Origin of the sequence: uncultured Slackia sp. (assembly GCF_934630525.1) — a bacterium.
Taxonomy (GTDB): Bacteria; Actinomycetota; Coriobacteriia; order Coriobacteriales; family Eggerthellaceae; genus Slackia.
In genome coordinates, this window is the sequence record NZ_CAKTVX010000004.1 from 22,707 (window position 1) to 35,004 (window position 12,298).

Consider the following 12,298-nt stretch of genomic DNA (forward strand, 5'->3'; position numbering starts at 1 on the left):
CCTCTTGCGCATAATGGGGACTCAAACGAGGCAATTATAGCCCGAGCCTTGTACCCTATAAATGCCCTCAAAGAGGGTATAGGGGCATTTTACGTCTAGGCAATATTGATTTTGTTGAATTGAGCTTCGTTTTGATGAAGCGAAACACGTACGTGAGGGGGACCACTCATGAGTGATGCAAACGAGGCGGCCTGGACGGCTGAAGGGGAGAAAGTTACGCCGAATGCTGCCAACGAGAACGGCGAGGGTATAGGCTCGCAGCCAAGCGATGGGGTCGCCGAAGAAGCGGGCGAGGTTCGGGAGGCTTTGCCGGCAGATCGCACGCCCGAAGAAGAATTCCTGGCCCAGATGCTTGCCGCTACGGGGGCGACAAACTTGAAAGAAGCGGGGCTTTATGACCCTGCCGAGGTCGCTGCGGAAGAGGAGCGCATCGAGGAGGAGATGTCTCCCGAAGAGCGCCAGGCCAAAGCGGAGCATGATGCCCTTGCGGCTGCGTTCGACATGATTCGCGAGCGTTCAAACGAAGGCAAGCTCACGACGCCCGGCACGTGGGCGGCTGCTGGCATTGTGCCCGACCATTTGATTCCCGTTGATTTCTCCGATTTGGCATTCGACGAGATTATCGCCGCGCAGGCCGTGTCGGCCGAAGCCAGGAAGGCTGCCGAGGAGGCTGCTCAAGCGGCTGCTGAAAAGGCTGACGCAACGAGTGCCGATTCCGGCGTCGAAGATGCTGCGACACACGCCCCTGACGCGGATGAGGCCGCTGGTGAGCATGCCTCGTCTGGTGCCGAGCCTGATTCTTTCGATTCTGAAATCGAGATCCCGGAATGGGAGCTCGACGACATCAAAGTGCTCGAGGGAAAGCAGACGTATCTGTACTCGAGCGACTACATGACCGACACGTATGCGCACTGGGCGTTTCTTGCCGAAGAGGGCGATGACGTTTTGACGCTTGTCGAAAACGCGCGTGAAGAATCGCGCCTGTATCCGCGCCCCATGCTCTCGACATCGCTTTCGAGCAAGCCCTACCACTGGAGCTCTGAACAAATCGAGCAGGCGTGGCAGGCCGTGCAGGAGTCGGGCGCGTATCCCGATATAAAAACCTGCGGCGCGAGCAACGGCGACCAATACTTCTATTCGACCGATTATTTGTCCGATGCCCAGGCGAAGGCCTTGGCGGAGTGGTATTCGGTCGAGCGATACATGAGCGTGTAGCCAGGCTTGTTATTCGGCAGCGTCTAATGATTGGTTCATGACGCGCAAAAGGCGCGCAAAAGGTGAGAAATGAACGGCACCGGGATTGGCGCCGTGAAGGGGGAGCATATGAAACCGGAAGACATGCTTGGTGGGGCGCCTGTTGGCAGGCCTTATATTCGCACGAGAGATGTGTACCAAACCGACAACGATAGGGGCGTTGAGGGCTATTCCGACGAAGCTTTGGCGCTTGTGGCCGATACGGCGAAAACCGGTGTGCCTGAGGGGGTGAATGCCGTTGGCATGGCGGGTTCTGCCAAGCACGGCACCATCGCCGTGCAGATATTCGCGCGCGTGAATCCCGAGACGCACGTCATTGAGCAGGCCGGCTACCGCGCCCACGGCTGTTTGGCCATGATCGCTTCGGCGTGCGCGGCAGTGTATTGGATGGAAGGCAAGACAATCGAAGAGGTCGCTGCTGTTTCTGCCGACTTTTTGGCTGAAGCGCGTGGCGTCGTGCCTCGCGATAAATCGTACACGGCCCGCTATGCGGCGTGCGCCGTTCGCGGCGTATGCGGCGATTTCCATATTCGTCAAGGCGCTACGTTCGGGGACATGTGTGTTCGTCCTTATGCTTGTGATGAGACTTCGCTTGATTGCGTTATGTGTGAGAATTGCTCGCTGAGAAATTCTATGGTCGATTTGGAAATCGCGTCGCGCCTTCGCGCGGCAGAGGAGGCGTAAGCGCCATGACCATGAGCGCGCAGATGGGGAAGATGCGGGCCGAGGGGCGGCGCGTGTATTTGGACAACGCCGCCACCACGTGCGTTTCGAATACGGCGTTTGAAGCCATGGAGCCGTTTCTGCACGGCGCATTCGGCAACCCCTCTGCGCTTTACGCGGAGGCTCGCGCGGCTCGCGTTGCGGTTGAGCAGGCGCGCGAAGAAATCGCGTCGCTTATTGGTGCAGCTCCGCATGAGGTCTATTTCACATCGTGCGGCACCGAATCGGACAACTGGGCCATTAAGGGAGGCATGCGCGCGCAGGCGAAGGCGAAGGGTCGCAAAGGCCGCTTCGTGACTTCGACGTTCGAGCATCCCGCCGTTTTGAACAGCGCGCGTGCGCTTGCGGACGAAGGGTTCGATGTCGCATATGCAAGCGTGACCGATGGCGGCAGGGTCGATGAGGCGTCGTTCGCTCGGGCGCTTGGCAACGAAGCCGATTTGGCTTCGATCATGCTTGCCAACAACGAAGTGGGCACGATTCAGCCCATCGCGCGCTTAAGCGAGCTCGCGCATGGCGTGGGCGCTCGTTTCCATTGTGACGCCGTGCAGGCGTTTGCCCATATTCCTGTGAACGTGAACGATTTGGGCGTGGATTACCTGAGTGTTTCAGGCCATAAATTCCATGCCCCTAAAGGCGTTGGTTTCTTGTATGTTCGCGAAGGCGCGCCTCTGGAGCCCTTCATGGATGGCGGCCATCAAGAAGACGCGATGCGCGGCGGCACTGAAAACGTTGCCGGCATCGTTGCCATGGCGGCTGCAGCGCGTGAAGCCTGCGAGAATATGGCAAGCGACGCCGCGCGCATTGCGGCGCTGCGCGATGAGTTGGAGCAGCGCATTCTTGCCGAAATCGCCGAAACCTGCGTAAACGGTACTGCTCCGCGCGTGCCTGGCACGTTGAACGTGTCGTTTATGGGCATCGATTCGGCTTCCCTTGTCGAGTTGCTTGACGAACGGGGCGTGTGCGCTGCGGGCGGAAGCGCCTGTTCGAGCCATGAAGGCGAGCCTTCGCACGTGCTTGTTGCGATGGAGCTTCCGTCCGAACGTACCCAGAGTGCCTTGCGTTTCTCGCTTTCGAATGAAACGACTGAAGACGATATCGACTATACGATGAGCGCATTGAAGGCCTGTAGCGATCAGCTGCAACCCTTCGCGCTGCTCGATCTATCGAGCTTTTAGTTTGTTGAATTTGCTTGTCGGTAGACGTGCGAGCCGTCTAGATCGGCCGGGGTTCTGCGCTCGTCGGATAAAGACCCGCGCACTCATGCCGACAAAGCTTGCGAATTCATGTTGTCTGTGGGAGAGATTCCGTTTTCGGCTCTTTTTCAATACAGGCAAGATTCTGCGCCCATAGCATAGGCAAGCCCCATGAACATGCCTTATAGGCGAGAATTCTGCCCTCGGTTCCTTTCCCTCGATGCTGGCAGGGTTCCATGCCTATAAACCCATGCCTATAAGTAAGGCGCCTGACGTCCCTGCCTGCATGGCTGTCTGCATAAAAAAGGAAGCCCGCGCAATGGCGGGCTTCCAAAAGAAGGAGCGGACGGTGAGGGGAGGTGGGCCGCCCGCAGGGTTATGCCTAGAGCAGGCCCTTGGACTGAAGGTCTTCCTTCACGTCGGTCAGGTTGTAATTGTCGAGGCACTCGGCAGTCGGTGCGCCGGTCTTTTCGTCCCAACCGAACTCTTTGTACACCATGGTAAGAGCGGTCTGGAAGTCTTCCTTTTCCATCTTATCGGTGCCAGCGGTGAAGGGCTGGATGTCGGGGTCCTTGGTGAACGGCCATTCGGTGATGGTGTCATGCACGCCGCGGAAATCGTTGGTCTTCATGCCGCGCATGGTGTTCGCGCGCTGCAGGGTCATGATGGCCGCGCCGCGCTTGTAGAGCTCTTCGGTGGTGATGTCTTCGCCGGTGACGGCCTTGTAGAACTTCGCTTCAAGGTCAAGGTCGCCGCGGTAATCGCGGGACTTCGACGGGCTCATGGTCATAGGCCACACCCAGTTGCACAGGGTGAGGGAGTCATGCAGCACGTCGGTGACGATGGACCACCAGCAGAACTTCGCCTTGTGCTCGTTCATCGGGGTATAGTTCTTGTCCTCGTCGATGGCGTCTTCGCCGCCCCAAACTTCCTTGGCGATCTCGCGCTTCTTTTCGATAGGCAAGCCGCAGCCCTGGAAGTTAACAGCGGAGTGAATCATGTCGTCGCGGTTGAACATCATGTTGTACACGCCGCCAACCTGGCCGAAGCACTCGATCGAGTGGTGCACAGGCCAGCCGCGGTAGTTGATCAACTGGCTCGCGGTGGTGTCGAACCATTCCATGTCGTCCCAGCGCTTGCACCACACGATGGGGCCGTGCGCGATGTAGCTCATCTCGTTGTCGTTCTGCGCGATGTGACGCAGGATTTTCGGCATGATGGACGGGTCGTTGTTCTTGAACGCGTCCCAATCGAACATGTTGTACTCGTCTTCGGGAAGTACGCGCTTGAAGATGCCGGCAGAGATGCAATGCGCGAGGTCGCGGTAGAGCTGCGCGTAGTTGCACCACAAGCCCAAATCGTCCACCGTAGAACCGATGACCTGGTTCCAAATAACGCCGTCCTCGGAGTTATTCACCACGCCGCCTGCCTGATCCTTCAGAATAGGAATCATATACAGGTACGGGAAGTTCGGCACGCAGGTGTTGCCCGTGATTTCGAAGCCGCCATGCTCGGCAGAGCCGGGAATGCGCATGTCGGAATAGCAGTGAAGCGGGCAGCTGTGACAGCCGTTCATCTTAATGGTGTACTTCTCGGCGTCGGGACCGTCGTCCTTGGTGGACTTCATGCAGCGGTAGCCAACGGTGTTGAGCTCGCCGGGCTTCGGCTCGCCCGTCTCAATGGCGCCGCCTTCTGCCTGAGCCCAGTACAGGCCCTTGCGAGCGGTCCAACGGCTGCCCTTGTCGTAGTATTCAGCCCATTCCTGCTGGGTGGAAGGCACGACGTGGTTGTTGTTGGAACCCACGATGTCGGAAATCATGTAGTCGGAAAGCTCGGCGATGGCCTTCGGGTCGGCGACATTCACGCTGCCGTCGCCTTCGATGGCGATTGCCTTGCATTTTTTAGAGCCCAAGATGGAGCCCAGGCCAGCGCCTGCCGAGTGGTTGCGCGAGTTGATGACGCATGCATACGGCACCAGATTCTCGCCTGCGGGGCCAATGGCGGCAACGGCGAACTTGTTGCCATCTTTGCGGCAAATGCCTTCGGTGGTGGCGCGGGTGCCCATGCCCCAAACGAACGATGCATCTTCGATGGTGATCTTGTCGTTGAGGATCTTGATGTAGACGGGCTTGTCGGATGCGCCTTCAATAATAAGGGCGTCCCAGCCGGCCAGCTTAAGCTTCGCGCCAATCATGCCGCCGCAGTGGGAATCGACGACCAAGTGGTCGGTGGTGAAGGTGGACAGGTGTGAGAACGTGGTGCGGCCTGCCAAGGGAGTGCCCGATGCGGTGAGCGGGCCCACGGCCATGACGACCTTGCTCTCGGGGCTGAACGGATCGGTGCCCTCGGGAACTTCGTCATACATAATTTTGTTAGCAAGGCCCATGCCGCCCAGGAAATACTTGTATGGGTCGGTGGACTGGGTGGTGATTTCTCCCGTGGTCAGATTCACTCGGGCAATCTTGCCCTGCCAACCATAGGAGACATTTTCAGTTGCCATGTCTTTCTCCAAGTCTTTGCTTTGACATTGAAGCGTGCGTGCGAGGACATGTGTGCGATTGACCCCCTTTTAGTGGTCGAATGCAGTGTGCCCCAAGCCATGCCCTGTTTGTACCCTGTTGCAGGGTATTGTTCCCTTACCTGGCTTTTTATCCCCCTTCAGGGGACAGGGCACATGCGGCGTCATCCAATATGCAATTCGTGCGAAGCGTGCAAGGAATCGTGCGTCAATCGAAGAGAAGTGCAAAAAGGAGGAACTCTCGATGGACGAGAAGAAGGGGGAAGCGATCCTGCCTGAAGAGCCGCAGACCGAAACTGCAGCTGAGGAATCGCCCAAGGGCTTCACTCGCCGCCAGGTAGTCGCCGGAGGCATTGGCGTTGGTCTTGTTGGCCTTATCGCCGGTGGCGCATTGGCGAAATGGGGCGTCATCGAAGACACTATTGCGAGCGGCCGCGTGGCTGTGAACGTCACACCTACTAAGCTTATTGTTACCGACCGTGCCCGTTGCTCGGGCTGCCAGCGTTGCGAAATGATGTGCTCGCTGCGCAACGACGGTCGCGTATGCCAGACCACCGCGCGTGTGCGCGTGTGGCCGAACTATAACTTCGGCGAGGGCTCAAACGGCCCCGACGGAATCTATCGCAACTGCCAGTTCACCGTTGAGCATTGCAAGCAGTGCAAAGATGCGGCTTGCATGAAGAACTGTCCGGTGCATGCCATCTACGCCGATTCCGAGACCGGCGCGCGCGTGGTCGATACCGATAAATGCATCGGCTGCGGATTGTGCCACGAGGCTTGCCCGTGGAACATGCCGCAAATCGACCCGGTTATTGGCAAATCCACGAAGTGCATCGCGTGCGGCCGTTGCGCCGTGCAGTGCCCCAACGGGGCCATCAAGTTTGTCGATTGGCAAGATATCGCCCAAGAGGCGATCGACAAGGGCATCGTTCGTACGTCGACCTTGTTCCCCGAGGCTTAACCTCGCGACCAATTTGACTTGCTTGAGAAAGGACACATCATGGATAGCATGATGACGAGGCGAGGATTCCTCGCCGCGGGTGCCAGCTGCGCGGCATTGGCCGCAATCGGCACCTCGACGGGTTGTTCTTCCTCGCAAACTGAGCCCCTAAGCTCAGATGCCTCGGTTACGTACACCAAAGCGACGTTGTGCGCTGGCTGTGCGAATAAGTGCGGCATCGAAGCTTGGGTGCGCGGTGGAAAACTGTGGCGCTTTATGGGCGCCGAGGGCCATCCGCATTCTGGCGGATATATGTGCGGCCGTGGCCAGGGCCTGCCTTCGCTCACGACTTCCGAAGATCGCGTGACCGAGCCCATGAAGGCCGACGGCAAAGGTGGCTTTACCAAGGTGAGCTGGGACGATGCTCTTTCTGACATCGCCAGCCACATTACGGGCGCGGGCAGCAAGGTAGCGCTGTTCCAAGATGGCCGCGCAACTGATGCGTGGTATGCGAAGCGCTTCATGGCTTCTGTCGGTTCGCCGAACTACTATGACGATTCCGCGCTTACCAATGCCAATATCGATGCTGCGTACGAGGCCCTTTTGGGCACGACTCCGGTGTTCGACACGGCCAACGCCGAATACATCGTGCTGCTCGACGCGAGCGGCGATGAAACGGTGCGCCCGGTCGAGGTCAAGGAGTTCCAGAAAGTTCGCGAAAACGGTGGCTATGTGATGGCCGTCGACCCGCGCAACGCTGGCGCCGATATGCTCGCCGACGAATGGGTCGCTGTGCGTCCCGGTTATGAGCTGGCGTTTTTGCTGGGCATTATGGGCGATATCGCCAAGAAGCTCGACTTCGACGCGAGCTTCGTCGAGCAATACGGCGAGGGCTTCGAGGAATTCCGCACCGCGATGCTCCAGTACACGCCGGAATGGGCTTCCGAGAAGTGCGGCGTGCCGATTGACACGATTTATTCCGCGGCGCGTGGCCTCGTGAAGGCCGCCCCGCATTGCCATGTCGATGTTCGCCCGGGCGCGCTGCTTGGCTGCGGCTACGCGACGAGTCTCGAGACGGTTCGCTGCGCGGTTCTGCTCAACGCTATGCTCGGCGCTGTGAACCAGACGGGCGGCATGTTCCTGGCGAAGGTTCCCGCTGTGGACGAAAGCGTTTTCGAGAGCGCTCCGTTCACGAAGGTTTCCGCTTCCGGCGACGGCATTGCTCAGGCTGGTGAGCTTGGCGTTGCGAGCTGCCAGGAGGCTTTGGGCGCTGCTGCCAAGGGCGGTGCCGATGTGGCGTTGTTCGTCGAGTGCGACCCCGCTGCCGACTGGGCCGATTCCGCCAAGGTTGCAGAAGACCTTTCCGGCATTGGCTTCAAGGTCGTCATCGATTCGGTGCTGACCGAAACCGCTCAGAAGGCCGATTACGTGCTTCCCGCCGCGACTTACCTCGAGGTCGAAAGCGTCGTTGCCCCCGTTGCTGCCGAGTGGTCGGTTGCCGAAAAGCGCAACCAGGTCGTGGCTCCCGCGGGCGAGGCTCGCGCCATCTACCAGATTTTCACTGATTTGGCGAAGGCGTGCGGCAAGGGCGACGATTTCGCCTTTGAGCTCGATGATGTCAACAATGCCTTCTGCAAGGCCTATGGCATTACGCTCGGCGGCCTGAACGACACCGCGTGCTGCTCTATTGCGGGCGCCTCGGTGCTTGCGGACGACGCGCCTGCCATTGGCACCGAATCGGGCAAGATTCCGTTCGCAAGCGATGCGTTCGAGAAGGCCGGTTTGGCTCGCACTCCTCAGTACGCCGATCCTACGGTTGCGCCGAACGACCATATGCCGCGTCTTATTACGGGCGCCCAGAGCATGCAGACGCGCACCTACACCGCCGACGCCGACAAAATTGCAGCGCTCGCGAAAGATTCCGGTGCGGAGCGCGCATGGCTCAACCCGCAGACGGCGGCCAACTTCGGCATCGCCGATGGCGACGAGGCTGAGCTTTCCACCTCCACGGGCAAGATTCGCGTGAAGGTCCGCGTGACGAGCCTCATCAATCCCGAAGCGGTGTACGTGCCGCCTCACTATGGCATTGAATCGAAGGAAATGGCGCAGGCAGCCGGCTATGGCGTAAGCGTGTGGGACATCGTGCCGCGCGCAAGCGACGCTGCGACCGGCGCGGGCATGGTATGCGAGGTGCCCGTCGAGATCAGGAAGGTCGGTGCATAAGCTATGGCCCGATACGGAATGGTGATCGACACGACCAAGTGCATCGGCTGCGGCGCCTGTCGCTTGGCGTGTCAGAATCAGAACGATTTGCTTTCGAGCATGCCGTTCGTGAAGTTTTCTGAAGTCGAGACGGGTGTATACCCGACGGCTTCTTTGCAGGTGGTTCCTTCGCAGTGCATGCATTGCGAAGACGCGCCGTGCCAGGCGGTTTGCCCCACCGGCGCGACGTATACCAACGAAGACGGCATCGTGTGCATCGATCACGGTCGCTGCATTGGTTGCAAATACTGCATGGCCGCGTGCCCTTACCAGGCGCGTGTGGTTGACGAGCGCACGGGCGCAGTCGACAAATGCCGTTTCTGCACCGTGAGCGCGCTCAATGGCACCGAGATGTCGACGTGCGTGACCGCGTGCCCGGCAGGCGTGCGTGTGTTCGGCGATTTGGATGACCCCGATTCGGAAGTGTCCAAGGTTCTTGCCGCGACGCATGCGACCCCGCTTTTGGGCGATGCGACCAAGTCCAAGATTTTCTACGTAAGGTAGGTGGGCGAACATGTCATTTGAACCAGTTTGGGGCGCACCTATTGCGTGGTACCTCTTCCTTGCAGGCTTGGGCGGCGGCGCCTTCATTACTTCGGCGTTTTTGCGCTGGAAGCATCCCGAGGCGCATGGCATGCGCTTCGCCGGCCACATCATTGCTCCGGTGGTCGTTATCATCGGCTTGTTCTTGCTGATGTTCGACGCTGAGGCCGGTTTGCACAACCCGCTGCGTTTCGCGCTGCTTCTGCATAACCCGTGCTCGGTTATGACCTGGGGCGTTGTGTTCCTGGCGGCATTCGTGATTATCGCGCTTGTCACGCTTCTGCTCGACTGCCTGAAGAAGCAGGTGCCTGCGTGGCTTGAGATCGCGGGCTCGGTGTTCGCGGTATGCGTTGGCGCATACACGGGCGCTTTGCTCGGCGTGTGCCAGACGTTCCCGCTGTGGAACAACGCTTTGCTGCCGATTCTGTTCTTGGTTTCGGCGGTTTCCACGGGCATGTCTTCGGTGCTGCTTGTGGGTGGCCTGAAGTTCCCCAAGGAATTCGATAGCGTGGGAGTGCTGAAGAAGTTCCACTACTGCTTCCCGATTATCGAGCTTGTGTTGGTGGCTTCGCTGTGCTTCATCACGAGCTACAACTCCGTTGCCGGTTTCGAGTCGGTGATGAGTCTCGTGTGTGGCAACTGGGCGGTTTTGTTCTGGCTTGGCTTCATCGTGGTTGGCCTGGTTGCGCCTACCGCGGTTGAGACGTGGCTTTTGTTCATCTCAAAGCCCGGCTTTGAGGAAACCCCCAAGGCACACTACATTGGCGCTGCTGCCGATGCGGGCGTGCTTATCGGCGGCTTCCTGCTCCGCTTCCTTATCGTGGTTGCGGCGTTGCCGGTGGCGTTGGTGTAAACCTGTTAAACGCTCGGAGTATTTAACACATTGGGACACTTGCTCTAGGAGCAAGTGTCCCATTTTTTTGCTCCATCTGTTGCTTTCGGGCAACGGGTGGAGTTTTCGCATTTCGGGGCACTGGGTGGTAAAATCGCGGCAATCATTTGCTGCGGGCGGCAGGCGGGGTGGCCTGTACGCTGCAATCGGGCAGTTTCCGCGAGCTCTTATCGCGAACCCGGGAGCCTATTCGAAAGAACAACTGAACATGAGCATCGTAGAGATTGTTCTTCTGGGCGTTGCGCTGTCCATGGACGCCTTCGCCGTAACCATCTCGAACGTCTTCTGCTATCCGAACGCCTCGCGCGCACGCTTGCTTGCGCTGCCGGTCGCGTTCGGCGTCTTCCAGGCGGGAATGCCGCTGCTTGGCTATTTCCTGGGCGGCGTCGTGGGTGACTTCATCGAAACGTACTCGGGCATCATTACGCTGGTGATTCTTGGCTTTATCGGCGGAAATATGATTAAAGAAGGCGCGTGCGCCCTGCGCGGCGGCGGTGACGGGGAAAAGGAAGTTTCAGAAAATGGCAACGCGCTGACGCTCAAAGTGATTTTGGTGCAGGCCGTAGCTACGAGCATCGATGCGTTCGCCGTGGGCGTGAGCCTGCGTGCAGTGAGCGTTGCCGTAGCGCCCGCGGTAAGCATTATCGGTGTTACGACGCTCCTCTGCTGCATTGTGGCGTTGGCCATCGGCAAGCGCTTCGGGCATTTGCTGGGCGATCGCGCGCAGATTGTCGGCGGCGTGGTGCTCGTTCTTATCGGCATCAAGGCGATGTTCTAAGGTTTCGCCGTTCTGACGAACAACGTACGTTGCCGGCGCTGCAAGCGGCCATGGCAGCGCATTTTGGATTCGGCCTTCGACTCGCGCACTAAAAGTGCGTGTTGCCTTGGCTTCGCCCGAGCCGTATTCGCCGGCCGCTTTCACTGATTTTGGTGCGAATGTGTCTCTGCCTGCGTTCTTACGGTCTTACCGTGAATGCGCGCGAATTGGAGTACAATTCTAGGTTGCCTATATGAATCAATCGGCCGAAAGGATTGCGCCATGAGCGAAGAGCTGTATGTCGACGGACTGGGGCTGGCCCCCGGAGTCATGGAAACCATCGTCGCGATCGCGGCCAAAGAAGTTGAGGGCGTTGCCAGCGTTGGCTCGTCTACGTTCACGGGCTTGCGTTCCCGCTTCGCCGCAAAGCCGGCTGGCCAGGGTATCGATGTGAGCATGAACGAAGAGCAGGGCGTCGACGTGGCTGTGCATATCGACGTCTTCTACGGCAAGCCCATTCCGCAGGTTGCCGAAGCCGTTCGCCAAACCGTCGCCGATGCTGTGGCAACACAGGTCGGTTTCACTGTGTCGTCGGTCGATGTGTATGTCGACGGCATCCGTTTCAATAACTAGTTAGCAAGGTTCCAATTCGCATGAGCAACGTATCTAAACGAATTCTCGCACGTCGCGCTGCGGTGCAGATTCTGTATCAAAGTGAAATCACTGGCGTGCCCGCCGACAAGCTGGTCGACGAAGGCTTGGTCCCCGAAGAGGCCAAGGCGAATGAATATGCGCGCGAATTGGTGTGCGGTGTTTCCGCGCATCGCGCCGAGCTCGACCGCGCGATTGGCGAAAGCTCGCAAAACTGGGCCATCGACCGCATGCCCGTGGTTGACCGCTCCGTTCTGCGCCTCGCTGTTTACGAGATGCGCTACGTCGACGACGTTCCGCAGTCTGTCGCCATCAACGAGGCCGTTGAGCTCGCCAAGGCGTTCGGCGGCGAAGACGATTCCCATCGCTTCGTGAACGGCATTCTGGGTCGCCTGGCTCGTTTGTCTGAAAGCGAGCAGGGTGTTGCCGCGGAGGCTCCGACCGAGGAGGCCTCTGAAGGCGCCGCCGAAGCTGCGCCCGCCGAGATTCCCACGATGGGCATTCTTTCCGACTTTAAGCCCGCTGAAGCCGATTCGGCCGAAAACGTCGAGTAAGGCTCGCT

11 protein-coding genes are annotated in these 12,298 nt (G+C 59.0%); 10 read left to right on the forward strand and 1 reads right to left on the reverse strand.

The genetic code is table 11. The annotated features are described in order from the left end of the window. Nucleotides 1–168 precede the first annotated feature (168 nt). From Q0D41_RS04625 to Q0D41_RS04635, 3 genes are all read left to right on the forward strand, one after another. A complete protein-coding gene (locus Q0D41_RS04625; protein ID WP_294375906.1) occupies nucleotides 169–1,215 on the forward strand; it encodes a hypothetical protein in 1,047 nt (348 codons plus the stop codon). A gap of 69 nt (nucleotides 1,216–1,284) precedes the next feature. Further along, nucleotides 1,285–1,938, forward strand: a complete 654-nt coding sequence (locus Q0D41_RS04630; protein ID WP_294375908.1) for an iron-sulfur cluster assembly scaffold protein — start codon at nucleotides 1,285–1,287, stop codon at nucleotides 1,936–1,938. 5 nt (nucleotides 1,939–1,943) lie between these two features. Continuing rightward, nucleotides 1,944–3,155 (forward strand): cysteine desulfurase family protein, encoded by a 1,212-nt coding sequence (locus tag Q0D41_RS04635; protein WP_294375910.1) that lies wholly within the window; start codon nucleotides 1,944–1,946, stop codon nucleotides 3,153–3,155. Nucleotides 3,156–3,555: 400 nt separating this feature from the next. Here the strand turns inward: Q0D41_RS04635 and Q0D41_RS04640 are convergent, their stop codons facing one another. Next, nucleotides 3,556–5,673, reverse strand: a complete 2,118-nt coding sequence (locus Q0D41_RS04640) for an aldehyde ferredoxin oxidoreductase (RefSeq protein WP_294375912.1) — start codon at nucleotides 5,671–5,673, stop codon at nucleotides 3,556–3,558. A gap of 262 nt (nucleotides 5,674–5,935) precedes the next feature. On the opposite strand from Q0D41_RS04640, the gene Q0D41_RS04645 reads away from it, so the two are divergent. From Q0D41_RS04645 to nusB, 7 genes are all read left to right on the forward strand, one after another. Continuing rightward, a complete protein-coding gene (locus tag Q0D41_RS04645) occupies nucleotides 5,936–6,652 on the forward strand; it encodes a 4Fe-4S binding protein (protein WP_294375914.1) in 717 nt (238 codons plus the stop codon). 39 nt (nucleotides 6,653–6,691) lie between these two features. Next, nucleotides 6,692–8,854: a molybdopterin-dependent oxidoreductase gene (locus tag Q0D41_RS04650; RefSeq protein ID WP_294375916.1), complete on the forward strand. Its 2,163-nt coding sequence runs from the start codon at nucleotides 6,692–6,694 to the stop codon at nucleotides 8,852–8,854. A 3-nt stretch (nucleotides 8,855–8,857) separates the two neighbouring features. Then, entirely contained in the window at nucleotides 8,858–9,397 is a 540-nt protein-coding gene (locus tag Q0D41_RS04655) for a 4Fe-4S dicluster domain-containing protein (protein ID WP_123218641.1), read from the forward strand. Nucleotides 9,398–9,407: 10 nt separating this feature from the next. Continuing rightward, the gene (gene nrfD / locus Q0D41_RS04660; protein ID WP_294375922.1) at nucleotides 9,408–10,289 is read left to right on the forward strand and encodes an NrfD/PsrC family molybdoenzyme membrane anchor subunit; all 882 of its coding nucleotides are present in this window, start codon (nucleotides 9,408–9,410) and stop codon (nucleotides 10,287–10,289) included. Between the two features lie 247 nt (nucleotides 10,290–10,536). After that, the gene (locus Q0D41_RS04665) at nucleotides 10,537–11,106 is read left to right on the forward strand and encodes a manganese efflux pump MntP family protein (RefSeq protein ID WP_294375926.1); all 570 of its coding nucleotides are present in this window, start codon (nucleotides 10,537–10,539) and stop codon (nucleotides 11,104–11,106) included. Nucleotides 11,107–11,367: 261 nt separating this feature from the next. After that, nucleotides 11,368–11,718: an Asp23/Gls24 family envelope stress response protein gene (locus tag Q0D41_RS04670; RefSeq protein ID WP_114614824.1), complete on the forward strand. Its 351-nt coding sequence runs from the start codon at nucleotides 11,368–11,370 to the stop codon at nucleotides 11,716–11,718. Nucleotides 11,719–11,738: 20 nt separating this feature from the next. Continuing rightward, entirely contained in the window at nucleotides 11,739–12,290 is a 552-nt protein-coding gene (gene nusB, locus Q0D41_RS04675) for a transcription antitermination factor NusB (protein WP_294375936.1), read from the forward strand. Nucleotides 12,291–12,298 lie beyond the last annotated feature (8 nt).